Annotated in this window: 19 protein-coding genes; 17 read left to right on the top strand and 2 right to left on the bottom strand. The window is 33.7% G+C overall.

Annotated features, from left to right (window positions below; genetic code table 11):
* Positions 1-24 precede the first annotated feature (24 nt).
* The 5 genes from leuB (at position 25) to ACJRPK_RS13155 (ending at position 8,004) form a co-directional block, all read left to right on the top strand.
* Positions 25-1,140, top strand: coding sequence for a 3-isopropylmalate dehydrogenase (gene leuB / locus ACJRPK_RS13175; protein WP_407140564.1), 1,116 nt, complete (start codon positions 25-27; stop codon positions 1,138-1,140).
* Positions 1,141-2,196: 1,056 nt separating this feature from the next.
* On the top strand, positions 2,197-5,601 hold the full coding sequence (locus tag ACJRPK_RS13170; RefSeq protein WP_407140562.1) for a hypothetical protein: 3,405 nt from the start codon (positions 2,197-2,199) through the stop codon (positions 5,599-5,601).
* Positions 5,594-6,046: a hypothetical protein gene (locus tag ACJRPK_RS13165; protein ID WP_407140560.1), complete on the top strand. Its 453-nt coding sequence runs from the start codon at positions 5,594-5,596 to the stop codon at positions 6,044-6,046. Before ACJRPK_RS13170 ends, ACJRPK_RS13165 begins: the two co-directional genes overlap by 8 nt.
* Complete coding sequence (locus tag ACJRPK_RS13160) at positions 6,043-7,158, top strand: response regulator (RefSeq protein WP_407140559.1); 1,116 nt, start codon at positions 6,043-6,045, stop codon at positions 7,156-7,158. Before ACJRPK_RS13165 ends, ACJRPK_RS13160 begins: the two co-directional genes overlap by 4 nt.
* Positions 7,159-7,506: 348 nt before the next feature.
* Positions 7,507-8,004 carry a hypothetical protein gene (locus tag ACJRPK_RS13155; protein ID WP_407140557.1) on the top strand — a complete coding sequence of 166 codons (498 nt, stop codon included), beginning with the start codon at positions 7,507-7,509 and terminating at the stop codon, positions 8,002-8,004.
* 590 nt (positions 8,005-8,594) lie between these two features.
* Here ACJRPK_RS13155 and ACJRPK_RS13150 read toward each other — a convergent pair.
* Entirely contained in the window at positions 8,595-9,578 is a 984-nt protein-coding gene (locus ACJRPK_RS13150) for a helix-turn-helix domain-containing protein (protein ID WP_407140555.1), read from the bottom strand.
* Between the two features lie 102 nt (positions 9,579-9,680).
* On the opposite strand from ACJRPK_RS13150, the gene ACJRPK_RS13145 reads away from it, so the two are divergent.
* The 5 genes from ACJRPK_RS13145 to ACJRPK_RS13125 all read left to right on the top strand — a co-directional run bounded on the left by ACJRPK_RS13145 (position 9,681) and on the right by ACJRPK_RS13125 (position 17,752).
* The gene (locus ACJRPK_RS13145) at positions 9,681-12,104 is read left to right on the top strand and encodes a TonB-dependent receptor (RefSeq protein ID WP_407140554.1); all 2,424 of its coding nucleotides are present in this window, start codon (positions 9,681-9,683) and stop codon (positions 12,102-12,104) included.
* A 13-nt stretch (positions 12,105-12,117) separates the two neighbouring features.
* Positions 12,118-13,473, top strand: a complete 1,356-nt coding sequence (locus ACJRPK_RS13140; protein ID WP_407140552.1) for a hypothetical protein — start codon at positions 12,118-12,120, stop codon at positions 13,471-13,473.
* Between the two features lie 76 nt (positions 13,474-13,549).
* On the top strand, positions 13,550-15,034 hold the full coding sequence (locus tag ACJRPK_RS13135; RefSeq protein WP_407140550.1) for an ankyrin repeat domain-containing protein: 1,485 nt from the start codon (positions 13,550-13,552) through the stop codon (positions 15,032-15,034).
* Positions 15,035-15,149: 115 nt separating this feature from the next.
* The gene (locus ACJRPK_RS13130) at positions 15,150-15,545 is read left to right on the top strand and encodes a DUF2271 domain-containing protein (protein WP_407140548.1); all 396 of its coding nucleotides are present in this window, start codon (positions 15,150-15,152) and stop codon (positions 15,543-15,545) included.
* Between the two features lie 8 nt (positions 15,546-15,553).
* Complete coding sequence (locus tag ACJRPK_RS13125) at positions 15,554-17,752, top strand: PepSY domain-containing protein (protein WP_407140547.1); 2,199 nt, start codon at positions 15,554-15,556, stop codon at positions 17,750-17,752.
* A 227-nt stretch (positions 17,753-17,979) separates the two neighbouring features.
* Here ACJRPK_RS13125 and ACJRPK_RS13120 read toward each other — a convergent pair whose 3' ends face one another.
* The gene (locus tag ACJRPK_RS13120) at positions 17,980-18,609 is read right to left on the bottom strand and encodes a 2OG-Fe(II) oxygenase (RefSeq protein ID WP_407140546.1); all 630 of its coding nucleotides are present in this window, start codon (positions 18,607-18,609) and stop codon (positions 17,980-17,982) included.
* Positions 18,610-18,984: 375 nt separating this feature from the next.
* On the opposite strand from ACJRPK_RS13120, the gene ACJRPK_RS13115 reads away from it, so the two are divergent.
* The 7 genes from ACJRPK_RS13115 to ACJRPK_RS13085 all read left to right on the top strand — a co-directional run bounded on the left by ACJRPK_RS13115 (position 18,985) and on the right by ACJRPK_RS13085 (position 23,510).
* The gene (locus ACJRPK_RS13115; protein WP_407140545.1) at positions 18,985-19,800 is read left to right on the top strand and encodes a DUF6597 domain-containing transcriptional factor; all 816 of its coding nucleotides are present in this window, start codon (positions 18,985-18,987) and stop codon (positions 19,798-19,800) included.
* 73 nt (positions 19,801-19,873) lie between these two features.
* The gene (locus tag ACJRPK_RS13110) at positions 19,874-20,242 is read left to right on the top strand and encodes a VOC family protein (RefSeq protein ID WP_407140544.1); all 369 of its coding nucleotides are present in this window, start codon (positions 19,874-19,876) and stop codon (positions 20,240-20,242) included.
* A gap of 4 nt (positions 20,243-20,246) precedes the next feature.
* The gene (locus ACJRPK_RS13105; RefSeq protein WP_407140542.1) at positions 20,247-20,726 is read left to right on the top strand and encodes a DUF6265 family protein; all 480 of its coding nucleotides are present in this window, start codon (positions 20,247-20,249) and stop codon (positions 20,724-20,726) included.
* Between the two features lie 390 nt (positions 20,727-21,116).
* Positions 21,117-21,275: a VOC family protein gene (locus ACJRPK_RS13100; RefSeq protein ID WP_407140540.1), complete on the top strand. Its 159-nt coding sequence runs from the start codon at positions 21,117-21,119 to the stop codon at positions 21,273-21,275.
* A 200-nt stretch (positions 21,276-21,475) separates the two neighbouring features.
* Positions 21,476-22,084, top strand: a complete 609-nt coding sequence (locus ACJRPK_RS13095; RefSeq protein ID WP_407140538.1) for a Crp/Fnr family transcriptional regulator — start codon at positions 21,476-21,478, stop codon at positions 22,082-22,084.
* 72 nt (positions 22,085-22,156) lie between these two features.
* On the top strand, positions 22,157-22,951 hold the full coding sequence (locus ACJRPK_RS13090) for an alpha/beta hydrolase (protein WP_407140537.1): 795 nt from the start codon (positions 22,157-22,159) through the stop codon (positions 22,949-22,951).
* The gene (locus ACJRPK_RS13085; RefSeq protein WP_407140535.1) at positions 22,935-23,510 is read left to right on the top strand and encodes a hypothetical protein; all 576 of its coding nucleotides are present in this window, start codon (positions 22,935-22,937) and stop codon (positions 23,508-23,510) included. The genes ACJRPK_RS13090 and ACJRPK_RS13085 overlap by 17 nt, the downstream gene beginning before the upstream one ends.
* Positions 23,511-23,789 lie beyond the last annotated feature (279 nt).

Below are 23,789 nucleotides of genomic sequence, written 5' to 3'. Positions count from 1 at the left end.
CTTCTAAGCATAAAAAATTACGTTATGAAATTAGAAATTGCTGTACTTTCGGGCGACGGAATAGGTCCCGAAGTCACTACTCAAGCTATCAAAGCGCTTGAAGCCGTTGCACATAGTTACGATCACACTTTTTTGTTTAAAGAAGGGCTTGTCGGTGCTATTGCTATTGATAAAACAGGCGATGCGCTACCGCAGGAAACTTTGGATCTGTGTGCTCAAACCGATGCCGTATTATTTGGTGCTATCGGGGATCCTAAATATGATAACAATCCCAGTGCCAAGGTACGACCGGAACAAGGACTCTTAAAACTACGGAAAGAACTTGGATTGTACGCCAATATCAGACCTGTAAAGGCCTACCCTACCCTGCTGGAGCATTCGCCATTAAAACGACACATCATTGAAGGTACGGATATCGCGATATATCGTGAGCTTACCGGAGGTATATATTTTGGTAAGAAATCGCTTAATGATGAAGGTACGGTAGCTTCTGATCTGTGTGAATATTCAAAAGAAGAAATCGAGCGTATCGCACATTTGGCGTTTAAGGAAGCTCTGAAAAGAAGAAAAAAATTAACGCTGGTGGATAAAGCCAACGTACTGGAAAGTTCGCGACTATGGAGAAAGGTAGTTACCGAGTTGGCGAAGGAATATCCCGACGTCCAACTGGATTTTATGTTTGTGGATAATGCCGCTATGCAATTAATTTTAAATCCAAAAGCATTTGATGTGATCCTGACCGAAAATATGTTTGGCGACATCCTGTCCGACGAAGCGAGTGTGATTGGTGGATCCATCGGATTGCTGGCCTCTGCTTCTATCGGAGATAAATTTGCTATGTTTGAGCCGATTCACGGGTCCTATCCACAAGCTACAGGAAAAGGTATTGCCAATCCCATTGCAGCGATTTTGTCTGCGGCTATGTTGCTACGACATTTTAATTTGAATGAAGAAGCTGCGGTTATCGAGCAGGGTGTTGAAAAAGCATTGGAGTTACATATTACTACTCCCGATTTAAACAGTCACCAACCTTTGTCGACACAAAAAGTGGGTGATTTTATTGCCGATTATATTGCAAATCCTTTTGATACCAATGTGAATTTTGAAAATATACATGTGGGGCAATCCACGATAATTTAGTTTTTTATTACATCCATGTAATGTGTTTAGAAAAGCAGTCTTGTGTTACGTCAAGGCTGCTTTTTGTTTGAGGCAGCACCGTAAAGGAAATTCCTGCAAATTGAGTAAGTTTACTTTATAACTTTTAAAACAAATACCACGTTAAAAAACATTTTAGAATTCACGGGAGTACAACAACTTAATCGTAAGCAACAACTTTCTATTAATGGAGGTCGTAAACAATGTATTTTGCCCGGTACAAATGAGTGCTCAGAATACGGACAGCAATGTGCAGAAAGACAATGTGTATTTCAGCCTTTCTAAAACCAAACAATAGGTTAAGTGCTGTGTTGTAAAAACACGGAATTTAATTGACAAGTACCTAGGCCTTTCATTTATTTGAAAGGTCTTTTTTTTAATCAAGACCTTGGGCACATCTAATAATTGTATTTGATACTATCACATCCGGTTTGCAACTTAGTTATTTTCCCTTCCGGGGAAGAGAGTATGCGTTCCAGGAATCATTGCACTCACTCCGGTGACACCAAGTAGCCTCGCAGGGTCATACAAACTGCTTCCTGCGAGTTGTACGATCATTCCATGGTAATGATCTTACACTCCGGCCGCCATGGAAGCCTTATAATCCTCCCCGGAGCATGGTATACGTTCGCAGGAACGGTTCTCACGCTCCCCGGAAGCCATTAAACTGTCGCAGGACGGGTATACAGTTGCGCCGGAAACCCTCTAACCTTCGCAGGGCGAGCAAAAATAGCCCAAGGAAGCCTGAAAACACCCATGGATCACTAACTATAGGTTTTGGAAGAGTTTTGAAGTGTCCTCATCTTAGGTAAAGTTATTCTCCTTTGATATAGAAACAGGCATGGACTCAAATATTTTATGTAGTTTAGTAACATTAAAACCAAATCCCCACCCCAGTTGGTAACTATATGTTACCTTTTAGTATTGAGATTAGAGATATATAGTTACTAAAGGTGATTATATAACAGTTTTGTGTGTGATTAAAAATAGAAAGGTACGATCAATTCTGATTTAGCCTAAATTGAATAAAAGTCAATAATGGCAAAGAAAAGACATGTAAATCTTCCAATTAACAAGAGATTATTTCAATCTCCTAAAAACGCCCTTGCGATTATTAGCAGTCTCAAAGATCTATCATTTTCAGGATTTAAAAAAGAAATTAGAAAGGCCTACAAACATCCAATTACTAAAGCATATATTTTGGGTAAGCATAGACCTAAATCATACGCTGAATTAAGAGAATCAAGAGCAAGCTTTTTTTCTAATAACTTAGGAGGTGAAGTTGCTTGGGTTTTAGAGAGTATTTTACTTTCTAAAAATGAAATTCTGAATTTCTTAAACCTTGAAAGAGATCTTCAAAAAGAGTTACTATTAGGTAACAATGAAGATGCAGAAAAATTATTAGATGAAATTGATGAAACAATTTGCTTTTCATATTGGGGTCTGGAAATACGCTACTCCATAACTGAAAAACTGCATGGAACAGAGGGAAATTGGAAGTTCGCAAATCGGACCAATGCTTCTTCAGCTAATTCGTATACTCTTTTTTTTAATCAGATTTTCAGTAAAAAATCTGAACAGGCTATTTCATGCTCCGACTACCATCGCTCTTTGAATAATGAAATACGGTCCGCAAATCAATATGATTTCGAATACTTAAACTATAAGTTGTCTTACCATTTAATCTCAGATTATAAACAATACCCTTTTCTCATTTACGCTGATTCATCATCTTCAATTATAGATAGATATATTGCTTTACTCAATCTTTTAGCAGAACTACTTTCATCTAATGATTCAATTAATCAACAAGTAGCTATTGACACATTAGAGGAGTTGTCCGAAATTGAAGACAATAGAATTGATCGATTAAAAGAGTTTTGTGGAATAAAAGAAGTTACAATTGAATCCTCAAAGTACATTGAAATACTTGAACAATATTCAGGTGGAAATTACGAAAAATGCATTTATGAAATTCCCATTATCCTTGATGAATCCCCTAGCTTAGTGGAGTTATGGGAGATTTATGTGAAATCTCTTATCGAGAGTGCAAAACCATTTATTCCTACAAATATTTCAGAGCATTTTGATGAGCTCCTAAGAAAACTATTTGTGACATACAGCATAGAAGATGAGTCGGTTCAAAAAGCCGATGAGCTGCTTAAAATAATCATTTCAACTCCAAATTTATCATTTTCAAAACAACTGCTGGCCCTCATTGGTAGCACACTTGGAATTTACTCTCAAAAAAATCTAATACAGAACAATATTAGTTTTCATTCAAATTATCCAAATCCACTTATCCTATTACTATCAGATAATGTAAAGTGTGAATCAAACTTCGAAAATCTAACTACAAGTGATTGCGTCAAATTAATCGCAGGATATGATGTCGATGAGAAGGATTTAAGCGCAGTAATTAGCAAATTTAAATTCAGACTCTATCAACTAAGAAGGGCTTTCAAACAAAAAAACTTTTACGAATGCATTAGAATTGGAACAAAGTTTAATATAGAAGACATTAGAAACAACAGTTTTATTGAAGAGATAACTTTTGTTTTGTTTCATTCATATGCTAACACTGATAATTTTGATGAAGCCATTGGTTTATACATAGCGAGTTATTTTAATAACAAGAACTTAACTAAACGTATAAATACAGCAACACTCCTTGAAACAATCATAGAAAGGAACTATCCAATCTCTGGACATATCGATAGTGCGCTTTTTTTCTATCTGAATAATCTCGACAACTACCATTGTTTCGTCTCCATAGAAATGTGGTTGGAATCTCTCAACGTTAAGAAGCCATCCGAAACAAATCTACCAATTGATGAAATTGATTTGAAAAAACACTTATTTATTCTAGAGCACGGTTGTTCTATCGAAGTGTTAGAAAAATTCTACTACGACTATAATTCAAAGGAAGATGTCATTGAGGAGAGAAAAAAAATCTTATCAATCTTAATACAGAATGACCACTCAAACGCTGAAGATTTAATCAATGAGTTAACCTCTATAACACAAAAGGAAAAGGTTCAATCAATACTGCAAGAAGTTAATTCAGGAAGAATTCGACTAACATCTAGTATGTTAGAGTCTTCGAATGAGAATAATTTTCAGAATAGTTACCAGAGGTATCGATTACTGACAGAATTCTCTGAAAATTTTGATTTTGAAAGCTATGATTCGAAAACCTTATTGAAGAATTTTCTTGATGCTTTTGTCGACACCAAAAAATTAACTTCTAACCCATCCTTTCTTTCCTTTAAATCACTTGTTAATGAATTAATAGATGGGTTTCTATACAATAAGAAGAATGGATTAGACGGAGAGCTTAGTACAAGAATCAGGCACGGGGAACTTGAAAATCAAATTAGAAGTGTTTTTGATAAGAATCATCTCATTTCAAAAAAAGATGACTCTAACCAATATACTAGTCTAACCCATTGGAATGACCTGCTAAGTTTAAATCTTGATGAAAAACACATAAATCAGATTCAGCAAATTCTCAAGGATTTCTCAAGGAAAATCGACACAATTATTCAATTTCTTGTAGATGAGAACATTCAGGTGAAATCCGAAAATTATCCTAATAAAAAACATGGCTTTTTCAACTATCATTTTACAGATAGTTATTTCAAATTACTGTATGAAGAATCTCAAAGAGCAAACGATTCCTATGAAACATTTGTAGAATATATTTTCTCTATTTTGAAAGTATTGACGGAGTCCAATTTGAAGAGTGTCTCAGAACATCTTACAACTACTCTCAGGAAAAATATAGACGAAGAATTGGATAAGTTAGGAGAATCAATAGCATCGATATCAACCGATTTAGTTGAACTTAACCAGAATATCGTCGATGCTAAAGTTGAATTTCAAAATGAAATCCTAGATATCTCAAATTGGTTTGTAGTTGCTGACAGCACAATGGAAGCTGCAATGGATGTAAAGACCATTATAGAATGCAGCTTCGAGTCGAGTAATATTCAACATCCAAATACAACTATACAACCAATTATTAATGCAGATGAAAACCTCCTTATTTATAACTATAAACACTTCATATTCATTTTACTAAATCTGATAGAAAATATTCGACTTCACAGTAAATTATCCAATGATAAATTGGAAGTTGTTGTTTCGGTAAGGTATGACCAAAACAATCTAATATTTAGCGTTAGAAATAATTTCGATAAAGACTCAATTGACCCATTAGAACTCAATACTACTTTTGAAAATATAAAGGAAAAATGGAAGGATGAAGTTGATCAAGAATATGTAAATAAGGAACGTGGTAGCGGCTATGAAAAAATAAAAAAACTACTCGTTTACGACATCAAATCAAGAAAGAATTCATTTGACTTCAATATTCAAGAAAACACACTTGAAGTAATTTTCGGAGTTGAAATATCATTTAACTACCAAATAGATGCCTAAAAAAATATTATTTATAGAGGACAACCTTATCAAGATGGAGGCTGTATTAAAAGTGGTAAAAACCAATTTTCCGAATGCAGAGATTACTACAAAAGACTCTTTTAGATCTGGGCTTAGAGAACTTATAGGTAATTCCTATGATATTTTATTACTTGACATGAGCTTACCAACGTGGGATAGAGAGAATGTTAAGAAGCAGGAAGGTTTTGAACGGTTTGGAGGAGAAACGATTATGCGTGAGATGAGAAGGAAAGAAAGATTAATTCCAACCATAGTAATTACAATGTTCAGTGAATTTGGAATTGGCAAATCATTTATTGATTTAGTTGACCTAGATAAACATCTTAAATCAGAGTTTAAAGAGTTCTATAATGGTTTTGTGAAATATAGTTCTAGTGAAAAAAAATGGGAAGATGAACTAAAATCAGCATTAGAAAAATTATGAATGTTTTAATCGTAGACGATAGCATCCATAAGCTTTCTGATGTGTCAAAGGTTCTTATTGACACCAATCTAACTCTTAATATTGGAACGGTTGAGGATATCCAAAGTGCAATGGCCTTCCTAAAAGAGAATACCATTGACCTCCTAATTTTAGATCAATATTTACCTGAGAGAAAAGGAAAGAATGCGAAAATACTTACGGATGGTGGATTTCAACTTTTAAGTGAAATTAGTCGAAAGGCAAAGAAAATTAATACCCCAAAATATGTTATAGGCTTATCCCAGTATGCTAATAAATGTCCCGTATTCTCAGATATCTGGTGTCTTATCGAATATTCGCCAACACATACTAAGTGGCATAATCCTTTAATTAAAATTATAAATCACATTTCTGAGTCCAATGTTACCAGTACCTCTGATAATTTGACAAAAGAACTACTGCCGACTTTATTCGTTGAAGGTTTGACAGACGTTGATTTGTTTAATTTTGTCCTAAATCGTCATTTTATTGACGTTAAAGACAAGTTCATAATTACAAGTCAAAAAAATGCGGGGGCGAATTGGGTAGCTCAGCAATTAGTTATCTGGGGACATCAACTGAGTCGAAATTCAGAAAATGAATTAGTCAAGGCCATTGGTTTGTTTGATTCTGACGAAGCAGGTATTAAAGCCAAAAATGATGCAATAAAAAAGCTTAACTCTTCTAATCAACAAGAAGCTGTAAAAATTGGTGCTATTCAAGCAAAACACTCATTGAACATTCTTGAATTTTACAAAAGAGGCCTGCAAATTGAAATTGAAATAGAGAGTCTGTTACCAATCAAATTATTGAATTATGCTGATGAACAGGGTTGGTTAGAGTACAGAAATCCTTTGTTCATCGATTTGCCCAAAGACTGGGATCAAATGACTGAAACTTTAACAGATTATCTTAACAGAATCAATTTCCCTAATGACTTGAGAGTTTACCTTAAAAAGATAAAAATCTCAAAGAAGGAGCAATTCATAAAATTTGTGCTAAAAGAAGCTAATAAATCAATTGAAATACTTGACAACCTCAAATCACTATTGAGCGAGTTGATTAATAAACATATAACCAAAACGAGAAATTGAAAAAACCACACACAATCGGGTAGACGGCTCCGACTAAAATAGTCGGAGTTCGCCTCTCACACCACCGTAAATACGACTCTCGCCTGCCTGTCGGCAAAGGCAGATATACGGCGGTTCACCAGATTGAAATTTGTCCCTCATTTATTCAAACTTATAAAATCTTCCCTCTTAAACTGTCTTATAATAATAGAATTTGGAAAGTCTTTTTTAGAAATGTATTTTTAAGTTTCTTTGATGAGAGACATCGTAGAAATAAACAACAATTAACAAGGTTAGAAACTAATTTAGTGTAAAGTCTAATCTTTAAACTGTGTAAAGGATGTCCCTTAACGAACATTTAAACGAACTGTGATAATACGAAAGGAAATAAAAGACGACAATGAACTTTACTTGTATTTCAATGGAAAATTGATTTACAAAAGATGGCTGAATTTAGGTTACGGAAAAGTTTTTGACACTCACGCTTTCGGAAAATATACTGATTATAGCATTACAGATTTTGACCTTGATGAAACACCTGAATTGATTCACGTTAAAGCAAAATTAAAAATCATTTCGACAGAAAATGGCGGAAGAAAAACTGGGATAAAAAGCGGATACAGACCAAACCACGTTTTTGAATACCAAACTAATGGACAATTCAAATATGCATATATGGGAGATATTCAATTTGACCAAAATGAATGGATTATGCCTGGAGAAACTAAAGAAGTTTTAGTCCGATTTTTATCGAGACAACCGATTGATGAATATATGGATATCGGAAGAAAATGGTGGATTCACGAAGGACCAAATAAAATTGGAGAAGCGGAAATAATTGGAATTGAATTACCAAAATCTGAATAAAAAACTACCTACAACAATGTATCCTATGTTAAGCCTTTTTCTAAGTCATAGTCTAAAAATACGATATTTTATTATTTTAATTATCTCATAATAATGATTTGATATGGTTGGATTGTTGGCAACGCCATTAAAGCGTTGTCAATATTTCCAACGATAGCCTTTTAGTAATTCCGCATGCTTGTGTGACTGGTAGTGTAGGGACTTTCTCTCTTTCGAGCCTCATCCGTCGGAGGCAGGAGCATCATTATGATTATGATTGGCTAACAAGGGGACTTGCTATAAAATTTTATAATCCTAACTCCGAAAAGTCTCCTGACTTCTCGGGATAGTATCAATGTGTTAAAAGCTAAAGACCAAAAAAATATGTAGTTTAGTGATAATTAAAGTCAAAACCCCTCCCCGGTTAGTAACTATCTGTTACCTCTTACCATTGATATAAAAAAAAGCTAGTTGCCAAAGATTTTTATTTTACGGTATGTAGTTATCTTAAGGAATACTGTGGCGTACTCCTAGAGTATTCTTCAATTTTTCATATTAAACATGGTATAGTGATTTATTTTTATCTACCATGTATATACGTGTGATACCTTTTAATTTAACAACGTACTAGGTAGATACCCCAACTGTCTTTTGAAGGCAACTGTAAAATGTTGAGGGTTTTTATAGCCCACCTCATAGGAGGCTTGAGCAATCGTATATCCATGATTTAAGATCAGCTCTGTAGCTTTTTCGATCCTCAAAGAAGTTATATACTTAAATACCGGGATTCCATAAACTTGTTTAAAAACGGTTTTAAACTTGGAGGTATTAAAACCTGCTAATTGAGATAGTTTCTCAATGGTTAAGTCTTCCTTTAGATTTGTCCTAATATAATCTTCTATGCTACTTACACGCTCTTTATCTTCATCTCGTATTTTTTTACGCGAGCCCAACGATCGATTGGATGTTAAGGATACCAAAAGTAATTCTGCTAATTTAGATTCTATATAAGATTGTCGAATAATACTCTCAAACGAACAGGTAAGCAAATCTTTAATAATATTTCTAAGTTGATTATTAATCACTAAACCATCATCAAAAAAAGAGCAAGGCTGATCTTTTTTTAAAGCTTTTTGATATTTTTTCGAACTTTTTAATATACCTGTTCCCATTTTACTCTCTAAAAAAGACTCAGTAAAGTAAACGTTCAGCACTTGGCATTTATCGCTAGTATATTTATATACATAGGTGGATTTTGGAATATAAAATAGGGTATATAAATTTTTACCTAAAGTAAGCGCTGTCGATGCATCTTCATGTAAAGCAACATGTAATTCTCCTTCTAATACATATTGAAGTAAAAATACGGGTTGATTTTGAGCTACTTGTACAGTATGACTTTCAATATCTGTGGAAGTATAATCTTGAAAAAGTACAAACGTCTTATCTACGTGAATTTCTTTAACAGTGCCAGTGACACCACCTGTAAACTCTGAATGTTCACCCTCTGACAAAAAAGAAATTTTAAAATCTTTATTAAAGCTCTTCACCAATTCTTCACCAATACATGTTGAGCTTTTGAACCGAAATTCCATTTCTTCTGTTTACGTTATTATAAGTTCTTTTTGCGTTATTAAGAATAATTCTAAACAACATACATTTGCAAATATAAAATTATTTTTATTAAGTCTAAATAAGTGAATTTAAAATTACTCCTTTTCGCCTTTACAAGTACACTATTGGTATACTCACAAGGCAATCGCAATCGTGTCTCAGGTCAAATTTTTGATAGTTTAGGTCAACCCCTATTTGGAGCAACGGTTGTTCTTGATAAAAATACTAAAGCAACGGTCACCGATGATGATGGTTTTTATGTGTTTAACAATCTATCCCAAGGCACTCATGTTTTGAAAGCTTCTTTTATGGGATTTTTATCTAAATCAATAGAAATACGTTTTGAGGCAAATGAGGTAGATCAAGAGGTTACACAGAATTTTTATTTAAAAGAGAATGTTGAAGCACTGCAAGAAGTAAATATTCAAAGTAAAACAGAAAAGCGCAGAATAGAAGAAAAAGGATTTTCTGTTAATGTTTTAGAAACTAAGGAAGCCAGTCAAAGAAATATTCAAACTAACGAATTATTAAAAACTAGTGTGGGTATAAATATTCGTCAAAATGGAGGGTTGGGTTCAGATGTACAATATAGTTTAAATGGTTTATCCGGGAATGCTGTACGTATATTCATTGACGGAATTCCCATCTCATTATACGGTTCTTCTTTCAACTTAAATAGCATCCCTCCTGCTATGATTAAAAGAATTGAGGTGTATAAAGGTGTAGTTCCAGGATATTTGGCTGATGACGCTTTGGGCGGTGCTATTAATGTTATACTTCATAAAGGAACAAAAACCAACTTTAATGCTTCTGTTTCCTATGGATCCTTCAATACATTTACAACTAATATTAATGGATTGTATCGTTTTAAAGAATCTGGATTCACAGTAAAAGCTTCTGGGTTTTATAATTATTCTGATAATGATTACAAGGTTTCTGGTAGAAGCATCGTAGTAAATGGTTTAGGTGGTATACAAACTCCTATCACCGCTAGAAGATTTAATGACGCTTATAAATCAATTGGTGCAGTGGCTCAATTTGGTTTTACTAATGTAAAATGGGCGGATCAGTTTTTTATTGGTATAACGGGTTCAGACGATTATAAAGAGATTCAACATGGTGTCTTTATGACTACGATCCCTTATAAAGGTAGGTTTATGGAGTCTGATGCACTACTTACAAGCCTTACATACCAAAAGAAAAATATTTTTTTAGACGGCTTAGATTTTAATGTACATGGTTTGTATGGTAAGAGAAATCGTGTAGTAAATGATACCACCGCTCTAGCCTACAGTTGGAATGGAGAACGTGCTATTGATTTTAGAGGAAATGAATTTGAATATGCTTGGGGCTCTCAACAAGAAGGCGGACCAACATTAGCTAAAATAGAAAGAAATGTAGCCTCAGTTAGAACTGGTCTTTCATACGCAATTAATGAGCACAATAAAATTTTAGTCAATCATTTTTATAGCCAGATTGATCGCGAAGATAGTGATGCTCTTCAGTCTGTTTTAGAAAACACATTTGTCGGTACGAGAGACCTTCAAAAAAATATATTTTCTGCGACATACGAAGTGCAAGCACTTGAGGATAAACTAAAGGCAAATTTGTTTGGGAAATACTACCAACAAAAAACTATAAATATAGATCCGACTATTGTATCTGATGCAAATGGTAATAACCAAATAGTTGATGAAATCACCACCAGCAGCACAGCTAATAATGGATATGGTTTTGCTTTATCCTACACATTTTTACCCAACGTCACTTTAATAACTTCGGCAGAAAAAGCCATTCGCCTGCCTGATGAAACTGAAGTTTTTGGTAATGACGGAGATAACGTTGTAGCCAACCCTGGTATAAATCCTGAACAAAGTGATAATTATAATTTTGGGTTTAGATTTGGAAGGTTTGAAATAAAAAAACACGATTTCTCTATAGCTACCAACTTCTTTACCAGAAATATAAAAGATAGAATTGGTTTACCGATCGAAAACTCTTTAAATATAGATGATGAAACTATTTTGTATGTAAATCAAGGCAGTGGAACTTCAAAAGGTATAGAAGCACAAGTAAACTACATATATGATGCTAATTTTGGGTTCAATTTTAATGTTTCTCGTTTTGAATTAAAGGTAGTAAACAAGGGAATAGAGATAGATGTTCCTAACACTCCATTCTTTACAATGAATGCAGGTATGCGTTATTCGATTGAGAATTTTATCAAAAAACAAACGCATTTAAATCTTTTTTACAATGCATACTTTACAGAAGCGTTTTCCTTTTTGCCTCCTCAGGGAGAAAATACTTCGGGAGCTGAGTTTTTCGAAGTTCCGCAACAATTAGCACAAGATATAGGTGTCAGCTATACATTTCCTAAAAACAATTTTGTACTAAGCTTTGATGTTAAAAACATCTTTAATGCTTCCCTATACGATAATTTATCTGTGCAAAAGCCAGGTAGAGCATATTACCTAAAACTGAATTATTTTATAAATAAATTTTAAAAACAATCATATTATGAAAATTAAATTTTTCAACCTCAGAACGATATCCGTAGCTTTAAGTACACTAGTCCTTACCGCTAGTTGTAGTGATGATGATTTAAATGCTACAGAAGAAGAGAAAAAAGAAAATAGTAGATGGATAACCGTTGCTGCCGCAAGTATGGGAGATAATCCAGGAGACGGGAACGGAGGAACTTTAATATATGCATTGAATAGTGAAGATGCTAAGGATCCTACAAAATCTATTACTCCTTTCGATAATGGATTAATAGTGCCCTCAAATAGAACAGCTAGATTGCAATCATCCGAAGATGGTAATACTATCTTTAATATTAGCTACGCAGGAGATACAGGTGGTAACTACACGAAGTATGAAGTTAACGGTGGGAATGAATTTACACGCGTTGGTTCTGAAATAAATATTTCTCAATATGTAGGATCTGCACCAAGATGGGTGAAATTATTTGATGGAGATAAAACGGGTGCTGCTGTATATGTCTCTACAGAGAATATAATTGATGATAAAGGCACTGATGATGTCACTGATGATACCTATGTACGTACAAATGCAAAAATTGGAATTGTTACATTAGATTTGGAAAATTCCTTAATCAAAGAATTTCAAGAGCACGATGTGGCTTTAAGTCCAGAGGAAGAAGCTGCTGGGTATTATATCTCAAGGATTGACATGCCTGTTTTGAATGAAGCGGGTAATAAACTGTATATAGGAGCACGTGTTAGCAAAGTAGATCCGTTAACTGCTGAGCGTGATACGGATTACGAGATTTTAGGTTCTAAAACTATTGTATTGGATTACCCTTCTTTATTAAACCCATCGGTAATTACATCTACCGTAGGTATTGGCAATACAAATGGATACAGAAGTATTAATGCTTTTCTATACAATGGTAGCGTATATCAAGCAAATCAAGCCGATCCTAATGGTTCTCATATCTTAAAGATTGATTCAAACAATGAATATGACAACTCATATATTTTCAATCTTGACGAGGCTTTAGGAGTACAAGATGCTTATATTCTTGCATGGAGACCGGCATCTAATGGTAAAGCAGTAATTGCTTATCGTCATGCTGGATCTGCAGAAGGTGTTGCTGGTGCACAAGGATTTTTTGCTTTAGCTGACTTAAATGCTAAAACAGCACAAAAAATTGATTCCATACCTTATGATCCTGATTTTTACCTATTTCAATACCAAGGTTTTGTTGTAGATGGTACAGAAATCTATCTTACACAAGCTCCCGTAGGTAAGAATGGAAATATTTACGTTGTAGAGACCGAAACTGGCGAGGTAACCAAAGGTGCTGAGCTGGTAAATAAAGAGGGAAGCCACTTTATTGGAACTTTTTAAGTCCGTACCAAAATTTTAATTTATAAATTCCTTTCTATTCACAATTAGAAAGGAATTTATTCAATACTAAGCAATTATGAAAAAATCCCTTGTTCTGCTGCTGATAATTCCAGTATTTATCTTTGCGCAAAAACAACAAAGTACCAACGAACTTCACAACAGGTCGTTTTGGAAAACAAAGCCAGATGTAACAGCTGTGAAACAAAAAATTGAAGAAGGCAATGATCCAGTAACACTTAATGCAGCTGCTTTTGATGCTATTTGTTTTGCGATTAGATCAAAAGCTCCTGTAGCAACGGTCAAATATTTACTATCCATACCGGGAAACGACGTAAATAAACCTACGCATGATGGAAGAAGCTATTTGATGTGGGCAGGTGCTGCCGGGGATATTGACATGATGAAATTATTGATTGAAAAAGGTGCCGATACAAAGATTGTGGGTAGCCATGGTTTTAATTGGTTTACGTTTACTGTAAATGCAGGTCATGATACGATCGAAATCTATGATCTAATGGTATCCAATAATGTAGATTTAAAACAAACTAACCGTGCTGGAGCCAATGGGCTTTTACTAATTGCACCGCATGCTAAAGATGATAAAATCATCAAATATTTTCAAGATAAAGGCTTAGACATCAACGCTACCGACAAATTTGGAAATAACATACTTTTTTATGCTGCCAAAGGAGGAAACACCACACTTATTAAAACCTATATTGCTCAAGGTATTGATTACAAAAAAGAAAATACACTTGGAGAGAACTTGGCACTATTTGCAAGTCAAGGACTTAGAGGTTACAGCAATCCATTAGGAGTTTTTAAATTCCTTGACAGCTTGGGTCTTGATATGACTAAGACCAATAACCAAGGAGAGAATGCATTACATAATATCGCATCTAATACTAAGGATGCTAATATTATAGCTTTTTTTATGGAAAAAGGGGTAAATGTTCATCAAAAGGATAAAGAAGGTAATACCGCTTTTCTAAATGCGGCTAGAGGAAACAATCTCTTAGTTTTAAAAAAAATAACCCCAATCATTAAGGATATCAATCATCAAAATGTAAAAGGACATGCTGCCATTACCTTTGCAACGCAACGCATGAATGTTGATACTTTCGAATTTCTAAAAGCAAAGGGAGCAAATTTAAATAATACAGATACCGAGGGTAATAACTTATACTATCATTTATTTAATGCGTATAACAAAAGAAACAGTAAACATTTTGAAACGTTTGCAAAGGCTTTAACTGATGCTGGAGTTTCATTTAAAAATGCTTCTAAGAAAGAGCAGCCGTTACATATCGCTATTGCCAAAAGAGAAAACAAATTGATTAAAAAAGCGATAGCGTTGGGCGCAGATGTAAATCAACAAAATAGTGATGGTTTAACTCCTCTACACTTAGCAGCTATGAAAGCAAATGACATCCAGGTTTTACAACTTCTTATCAGTAAAGGTGCAGATACTAAAGCACTTACTGATTTTGATGAAAGCGCTTATGATTTAGCTTTAGAAAACGAACTACTCAAGAATAAGGATATTACTTTTTTAAAATAATTTAAAATAATACAGGAACATGAAATTTTACAAATATATATTTTTCGTAGTTTTCTTATCATGCATGGCATTCACTACCATAGAAAACACAGCACCAAAACCAAAATACAAATGTATGGTTCAGTTAAAAAACTATGAAGGTGAAGGTGCTTATGTTGTGGTTTCAGTGATAGATAAGGATAATAAGTACATAAAAACATTACAGATTTTAGGTGATGATAAAAAATGGTATCCAGATCTTCCTACATGGTGGTCCTTTTTTGAAACAGTTAAGGATACCACCGTAGATGCTACTACAGGTGCAACCATTGCAGGTGGAGAACGTTCTATATTTACCTTTGAACTAAACGAAGATGATTTACAAGCTGGTAATAAATTAAGATTTGAAACCGCTGTAGAGCATCAGGAATACTATGAGAAGGATTTAGAAGTTTTGTTAGAAAACAATAACTTAAAAAATAAATTCGAAGGAACAGGATACATTCGCTACGTTAGAATTATACCAAACTAATCAAACATATGCTTAGCAAGTTATGGAGATACAGTCATCTAGGTTTGACTGTATCTTCTTTTTTATTTTTATTACTGGCAACCATAACCGGTTCTTTTCTGGCATTTGAGCCCATTCATGATAAACTACAGCCTTATCATATTAAAAATGGTGAACATGTCACCATATCCCAATTATTAGAAAACCTACACCACAAATACGATGAGGTTTTAACTATTGAAGTTGACAAAAATTACTTTGTAAAAGCTAGTGTATTCAGTATGGATGAAGCTGGAAGTGGTGAATTTTACATCAATCCGTTTGATGGAAACAAAATTGCCGATATTCCTCCTAAAAAGCCATTCTTTGAGTTCTTAACCAATTTTCATCGCTCTTTATTTTTAAAAACCCCAGGAAGAGTTTTTGTGGGTATTACTTGTTTTTTTCTGTTTTTAATTGCTATTACAGGTTTAGGTTTAGCCATAAAAAGACAAGGAGGCTTACTAAAACTTTACTCAAAAATTATTAATGATAAGTCCATACAATATAATCACGTAGCACTTGGGAGATTCCTGCTGATTCCCATTATTGTTATTGCCTTATCAGGCACGTATTTATCAATGGATAGATTTTCATTGCTACCCAAGGTAAAAGAAATTGCTAATCAACATACGCTGACTACTAAGGATGTCCTCCCCTTTTTCGAGTTTCCAATTTTTAAAAACACATTATTAAGAGATATCGAGAAATTAGAATTTCCTTTCTCTACAGATGAAGAAGATTTTTTTATACTAAACCTACACGACAAAGAAATAAAAATCCACCAAAAAACTGGTGAAGTTGTTGAAAGAATTAATTATCCTATAACAAAAATAATCGCAATATTAAGTTTTGATCTCCATACAGGTGTTGGAAGTATCTTTTGGTCTTTAGTATTGTTTATAAGCTCACTTGCTATCCTATATTTTATATATTCTGGAGGTATTATTACATTTCAGAGATTACGATCTTCGATTAGCAATACCTTTACATGCAATCAAGCGAATATTATAATTCTTATAGGATCAGAAAACGGGAACACCAAACGTCTAGGGAAAATTTTACAACAATCACTGGTTAAGGCTGGCGAAAGAGCATTTTTGGATACATTAAACAATTATCGCCAATATGATACTATTGATCAGCTGCTAATTATAACGTCTACTTATGGACAGGGGGAGCCACCAAGTAACGCGAATTTATTTTTAAACAAACTACAACGCACTAAAATTGCTAAACCTTTTAGTTGTCATGTCATCGGATTAGGGTCTTATGCTTACCCTAAATTCTGCGAATTCGCTAAACAAATACATAACGAAGCTTTACTACATGATAAAATTAACATGCCTTCACCAAGTCCGCTTTTAATTCACAATCAAAACTATAAGCTGTTTAGAAGTTGGATTTTAGATTGGGCTTCGTCTTTAAAAATCAATCTGGAACTACCCATAGAGTTAACGGCTAAGAAAGATAAAGAAACTTTTTTCAAAGTTATAGCAAAACAAAATGTCATCGACCCCTATGATGAGACGTTTAGACTAACATTAACGACCAAAAAGCTTAAAAAAGTTATTCCTGGCGATTTGATAGGATTTACACCATTTGATGAAACGCAAGAACGTTTATATTCAGTTGGTAAATGCAGCAATGGGGATTTGTTATTAAGCGTAAAAAGACACCCTCGCGGCGTATGTTCTAACTTTCTAAATGACTTAAATATAGGTCAAGAGGTAAAAGGTACAATTAGGAAGAATGGAGATTTTTATCTCCCTACAAAGAGTTCACAAATAGTGTTGATTGCTAATGGAACCGGGATTGCACCTTTTCTAGGTATGATTCATCAAAAAATAGAGGCGCCCATACAATTATATTGGGGTACAAGAACCAAAAAAGCTGAAGAATTATACAAACCTCAAATTGACAACGCTTTAAAAAAGAATACATTGCAACAGTATCACGTAGCCTTTTCTAAAGAAGAGAATACTTATAAGTATGTTCAAGATCTAATTTTGAGAGACGAAAAAATGATGGCTACACTATTGTCAAGTGGAGGCACTATCATGATTTGTGGATCTATCATTATGCGTGATACTGTTTATACGCTCTTAGAAAAAATTTGTGAAAAATATGCACTTCAGTCCCTAGAGGTCTATGTAGGTAAAAAGCAAATTTTAACTGATTGTTATTAAACTGTGCTTTATTGAAATAATGCACATTACGTAACAGCCTCTACAAAATAGTGAGTATCTAGTGCTATGCAGAACGGGTATCGTCTTGCAAAAAAGTAAGCAAAGTTTATTTTGATATAACCCAAGTCTATTGAATTCGCATGACGGCCTCGGTACATTTAAACCACGGACTTAAATAAGTTATAAACCAGTAAATTCAAAAAAAATGTAAGGACTTGCTAATTGTATTAACCCAAAAACTTACCTAGCGAAGCAGGTTGCTGTAATAACCATCCGGTAAGGCTGTATCTTGGTTTGTTGGATGCCACCACACGATGCGGGACATCAGCACTCTTAAACATTACGCATCTTGCTTCAATAGGTTCGACAAGCAACGATGTGCCGTCTTTTAAAAATATCTCCAACTCACCCCCATCTCCTTTTTGCCAGCCTTTATTTAAGTACATGACCATACTAATCGTTCGATTGCTTCGGGTATTAAATTGATCTATGTGTTTTTCATAATAGCCACCTTTAGGATAATGTGCTAAATGGAACTCATATCCAGATAAACCAAGAAAACAATACCTGTTATAAATATGCAGGGTTTCATCAATCAAACTCCAGAATTCATTAACGTCAGTGTCTCTTTTTCGGTCAAGCCAATAAGTAAAGTCACCTCGTATATCCTGCCGTATGACATTCTCTCCCATTGCTCCTATTCCAGCCTTGTTAAACGCTTCAAGGTGAGATATAAAAAATGATCGAATGGTATTAAATCTATGTGGATCTAAAAAATTATCTACTATTACGAAATCATTATAGGAAAGCTCATCCATCCAGGAGAGCCAATCCTCTAGCTTGTGGTAATTGTTCAATGCATCAAAAAAGTACGTAAATATAGAGTATTATCAAATAGAAAAATCAAAAAGTGTATCTATCGCGATATCTATCTTATGTGAAGCTCTCTCCTGCGTTCTCAAATATGTTATTTTTTTTCAATTAAGTCATAGCAATGATTATATATTATGGAATTGCTAAATAAAGGCAAAGTCTCCTGACTTCGTGGTAAAGCATCAAAACATTAATAACTACAGCTACAAAAAAATATGTAATTTAGTGATAGTTCAAAACCAAATCCTATCCCACATGTCTTGGCAATGACCATCAAAAAGTAATGTGGTTTATGCTTACTCTCAAATTGAGATCTACAGATTGTGCATCAGCTAAAAAAATGAATAAAAGAAAGTCCAATGAACTACCAAACATTTGAGCCAAACAAAAACCTAAACACATTTATAAAATGCTATTGGACATTGGAAAGCTCAAAAGAAGAAAAAAACCATCGACAGACCATAGTTCCTGATGGCTGCATAGAGATGATTTTCCACTATGGTGATTTATACAGTCAATATCTGGAAAACGGAGATAGTACAACTCAACCAAGATGTTTTGTCATAGGACAACTTACTCGACCCCTTATAATTGAACCAACAGGCATAACAGGAATTTTTTCTGTTCGTTTTCATCCCGATGGTTTTTTGCCTTTCACAACCCTTCCCATAAAAGATTTAGAAAACACAGCAGTTTCATTGGAAAAACTGTTTGGCAAAATTGGACAAGAAATTGAACTTAAAATTTTAAATGCCGATTCAACTTCCGAAAGAATAAATCATATCGAAACATTTTTATTAAGTCGTTTGACTGATATACAAACTGTTGACCGCATCGTTAAATCAACAGTCGATACGATTTTGACGGCAAACGGACAATTTTCTGTAGATGAACTTTCCAAACAAATTAACATAAACCGAAGGCAATTAGAACGAAAATTTTCTACGATCATAGGTTTAAGCCCAAAACAACTTTCAAAAACCGTAAGACTTCAGGCCACACTTAAAATGTTGCTAAATAACAAGTATACAAGTCTTACAAGTCTTGCATATGAAGGCGACTACTACGACCAGGCTCATTTTATAAAAGATTTTAAAGAATTCACAAGTCTTACCCCAAAAGAATTCTATAGTAACAATTTAAAAATGTCTTCTCTTTTTTACGGAACAGATTAGGCTTGTCGCATTTTTACAATTTTACGTTCTCAAGACTTTGCACCTTTAACAGATAACTAAAAATATAGTAAAAATGGAAAACCTAATCAATTGGTTTGAGATACCAGCAACAGACTTTGAAAGAGCAGTATTCTTTTATAAATCTATTCTTGGTGTGAAAATCAAAGAAACTGAAATGTTTGGAACAAAAACAGGATTATTCCCAACAGACGGAAAAAATGTTTCGGGAGCAATCGTTAAAGGAGAAGATTACAAACCTTCATCTAATGGAATAATCGCTTATTTAAATGGCGGAAACAACTTGCAAACAGTATTAGAAAAAGTAGAAAACTACAACGGGAAAGTAATTGTTCCGAAAACCCGTATCAGCCCTGAAATGGGATATTTCGGAATCTTCATTGACACAGAAGGGAATAAAATGGCAGTACACTCAATCAACTAATATTATGAAAACAAGAACAAAAACTTTAATTATACTTGTCAGTTCGACTATTCTTTGCGCTTGGACAACAAAGCAGACAACAAACATAAAAAAAGCAGAATGGCTTAAAGGAACTTGGGAAAACAAAACCTCAAAAGGAAGTGTTTATGAAACGTGGAGTAAATCAAGGGAAAACGAATTTAATGGTAAAAGTTATATTGTAAAAGATAAAGACACCATCATTTTTGAAACCATAAAGTTAGTACAAGAACAAAACGGATTGTTTTATATTCCTCGTGTAAAAAACCAAAATGAAAACTTACCTGTTCGTTTTTTGGCTAAAACTATTTCAGAAACACAATTGGTTTTTGAAAACTTACAACACGACTTTCCTCAGACTATTTCTTATACAAAAATCACGTCAGATTCTTTAGTTGCCGAAATTTCGGGAACCAAGAACGGACAACAACGCAAACAAACGTTTCCAATGAAACTTGTGCAGTAAAGTCCCGACTGCTGAACGTGTTATTTCAAACTAACAATTTAACATGAATAGATTATTACTTAAAGTTTTAAGCTTAACACTTCCTACGAACTGTAATATGAAAACTAACAAAATGACTACTCTGCAAGACCAATCAGAAACATCGAAGAAACCTACTTCTCAATTTAATACTACCCCAAAAGTGACGGGCACTGGCTGAATTTTCTTTTATTTTGATAATCTAGTAGAAACAAAAGAGTGGTATGCCAAAAATTTAGGGATTGAAATCAATGAATGGGGCTCTTCGAGTTTTGATAGTAGAGATATTAACAATACTGAACAAATTAACGCTCTTCAATGGAGACCCTTTAAAAAGTGGAAGACTATTTTCCACCATCCAAAAAGGAGTTTATGATAACTTATCAAGTCCAGTGTATTGAAAGACTTGTTAAAAAATTAAAAGAAAATGGAGTTACCATACTCCATAGTCTTGAAACTTATGATTATGGAAAATTTATACATATCTTGGACGAAGAAGGTAATAAAATAGAACTGTGGGAGCCAATGTAAAATGAAAGATTGAAATTAGCACAGGGCTACTGATAAAAAGGCCGAACCCACAACGCCTTTAAAATTAATTGCTAGGACAAAGCCGCTACCTACATACGAAAATTCTCGCGGATTTTCTATTCGGTTTTTATTTGCTAAATTAGGTGCTTAAAACACGTAACAAACCATATACAAACCTATTAGCAAAAATTAAAACTCCTGTGAAAGAAAACTTTTCCGTTGAAGAAAACGTATTATTTGATTTTTTAAATCAAGTATACCCGATTACCGAAACAGACTTTACACCGCTATCAAAAGTTATAAAAAAGAAAAAGTTACGCAAGGGTGAAATCTTACTTAATATCGGACAAACAGAAACTAAAACAAGCTTAGTTTTAAAAGGATTTATACACCAGTATGTAATAATTGAAGAAAATTTGTTTACAATAGATTTTTCGCTTGCAGGCATGAGTTTTAATAATTTTACAAGTTATATGGAAAATTCACCTTCAAATCAAGTGCAAGAGGCGATAACCGATACTGAAATTCTTTATTTTGAAAAAAACGATATTGAGAAACTTTTATTAGAAAATCATCCATTTTCGTATATCTATACCAAACTATTTGAACAAGTGCATTTAGAACGGGAAAAAAGGTCTTTATTATTACAACATAAAAATGCTTGCAAAAAATATGAGCTCTTTTTAGATACAATTTCAAAATCCAAAGCTTTTTTAGAGCAAGTACCTCAAAAGTTAATTGCAAATTACTTAGGTATTACCCCAGAAACCTACAGCCGTGTAAAAAAAGAATTTTTAAAAAGAAAATGAGAAAATCATTTCTTGATTTAGAATAAGTTTTAAACTTAAAAGATTCAAGATTTTTGATACAAAATCTGAATCATGAAATTTATACAGCTATTATTTCTCTGTAACATACTATGTTGTTGTTCTAAAGATGATAATCTTGATGTCTTAGGAGCTACAGAAGAGTTTACAATAGAATCTACAATAATAAATGACCGATACCCTATTTACATTTTTATTCCTGAAAATTACGATAGCAATTCCCTTAACCAGCTGATAATAGCTTTAGACGGCAATACCAGGTTCAATACTATAGCCAATATGATTTCAGTTAAGGCTGAAAATGATGATATGCCTTCATCCATTTTTATAGCTATTGGCAATAATGAACAAAGAAATAGGGACTACACACCAACTGCTTACTCACATGGCGAAGGCGGTGCTGAGAACTTCTATCGATTTATAAAAGAGGAATTAATACCTGAACTTGAATCTAGATATAGCATAGACCCAATAAATAACAAAACATTAATCGGTCATTCTTTTGGAGGTTTATTTACTCAATATGTTATGGCTCAAAATAGAAGTTCGAACCCATTTAACAAGTTTATAGCAAGTGGAACATCCTATTGGTTTGACTCGGGGGTTATATTTGAGTATGAACAGAACTATGCAGACACGCATACTGACTTAGATGTGACGTTTTACAATGGAATGGGAACTTTAGAAGGTGGAGTAATGCTTGCTTCTTTTGAAGAAATGAACGAACGCTTAGACACTAGAGATTATCTGAATTTTAAACATAAAAACGAACTTATAGAAGGGAGTGGACATGGCGGTTCTGCTAATAAAATATTTAAAAAAGGATTAGATTATGTATTTAACAATTAGAAAAATCATCACCTTCAGTTTTTTCATGGCTGCCTTTACACTTCACTCTCAAAACAGAAACAATAGTTCCCTTGAATTGGGAATACTTGCTGCTGGTTATGAAGCGTTTTATTATGGAGGTTATGGTAAATATAATATCCCGATTTCTCAAAATAAACATCATTTCACGTTAGGATTTTCTGTGATCGCATATTTCGACTTCAAAGGAGAATCAGAACCAGAGGCTTATTTAAAAAATGATATTGACATGCGACTACTACCTTCTATAAATATTGGATATTCTCTTAATTTTAATAAGATACAGTTAAATTTTGAAGTTCCTGTAGGTTTAAACTTTGCTATTACTAAAGGAACTTTAGTAAATGAAAAAATAGGCTTTGAGAGAGATTTTTCAAATAATGAAACATTTTTTAATTACGGTTTGTCATTTTCTCCTAAGTATAAGCTTAATAGTTCTAATAGCATAGGTCTTTACAGCTTTTTACCACTAGTTATGGACAAGGCTCAATCCGGATATCAGATTGGAATAGGATGGACAAAAACTTTTGCAGATAATTAAATATTTATAAGGTTGGTATGATTCTGTATGAATACAGTGCTCATTAGATCAAGTCTATTCCTGTGAGTCTGGATATAGTAACATGTTTTTATAGAACCAAGGTGAAATTAAATACGTCCAAACTGAGTGGTTACCCACTCCTCAAAAGTATCCCGCCTTCGTGGTAAAGAATCAATGTGTTAAAACTACAGACTCAAAAAAAATTATAGTTGAGGAAGCAGAACACCCTTGTTTGATTGTAATAAAAACGCTGTCACTAAAAGGGTAAAAGAAATGAAC

The sequence above is a fragment of the Aquimarina sp. 2-A2 genome, from assembly GCF_045505135.1.
GTDB lineage: Bacteria > Bacteroidota > Bacteroidia > Flavobacteriales > Flavobacteriaceae > Aquimarina > Aquimarina intermedia.
Note: the sequence above shows the minus strand (reverse complement) of the source record. Positions and strands in the feature narration are given on the sequence as shown.

Excerpts from the sequence above, each read along its gene's own strand:
- leuB (WP_407140564.1), top strand. The coding sequence starts at position 25 with ATGAAATTAGAAATTGCTGTACTTTCGGGCGACGGAATAGGTCCCGAA.
- ACJRPK_RS13160 (WP_407140559.1), top strand. The coding sequence starts at position 6,043 with ATGAATGTTTTAATCGTAGACGATAGCATCCATAAGCTTTCTGATGTG.
- ACJRPK_RS13165 (WP_407140560.1), top strand. The coding sequence starts at position 5,594 with ATGCCTAAAAAAATATTATTTATAGAGGACAACCTTATCAAGATGGAG.
- ACJRPK_RS13100 (WP_407140540.1), top strand. The coding sequence starts at position 21,117 with ATGATAACTTATCAAGTCCAGTGTATTGAAAGACTTGTTAAAAAATTA.
- ACJRPK_RS13125 (WP_407140547.1), top strand. The coding sequence starts at position 15,554 with ATGCTTAGCAAGTTATGGAGATACAGTCATCTAGGTTTGACTGTATCT.
- ACJRPK_RS13135 (WP_407140550.1), top strand. The coding sequence starts at position 13,550 with ATGAAAAAATCCCTTGTTCTGCTGCTGATAATTCCAGTATTTATCTTT.
- ACJRPK_RS13115 (WP_407140545.1), top strand. The coding sequence starts at position 18,985 with ATGAACTACCAAACATTTGAGCCAAACAAAAACCTAAACACATTTATA.
- ACJRPK_RS13085 (WP_407140535.1), top strand. The coding sequence starts at position 22,935 with ATGTATTTAACAATTAGAAAAATCATCACCTTCAGTTTTTTCATGGCT.
- ACJRPK_RS13105 (WP_407140542.1), top strand. The coding sequence starts at position 20,247 with ATGAAAACAAGAACAAAAACTTTAATTATACTTGTCAGTTCGACTATT.
- ACJRPK_RS13110 (WP_407140544.1), top strand. The coding sequence starts at position 19,874 with ATGGAAAACCTAATCAATTGGTTTGAGATACCAGCAACAGACTTTGAA.
- ACJRPK_RS13090 (WP_407140537.1), top strand. The coding sequence starts at position 22,157 with ATGAAATTTATACAGCTATTATTTCTCTGTAACATACTATGTTGTTGT.
- ACJRPK_RS13130 (WP_407140548.1), top strand. The coding sequence starts at position 15,150 with ATGGTTCAGTTAAAAAACTATGAAGGTGAAGGTGCTTATGTTGTGGTT.
- ACJRPK_RS13150 (WP_407140555.1), bottom strand. The coding sequence starts at position 9,578 with ATGGAATTTCGGTTCAAAAGCTCAACATGTATTGGTGAAGAATTGGTG.
- ACJRPK_RS13170 (WP_407140562.1), top strand. The coding sequence starts at position 2,197 with ATGGCAAAGAAAAGACATGTAAATCTTCCAATTAACAAGAGATTATTT.
- ACJRPK_RS13140 (WP_407140552.1), top strand. The coding sequence starts at position 12,118 with ATGAAAATTAAATTTTTCAACCTCAGAACGATATCCGTAGCTTTAAGT.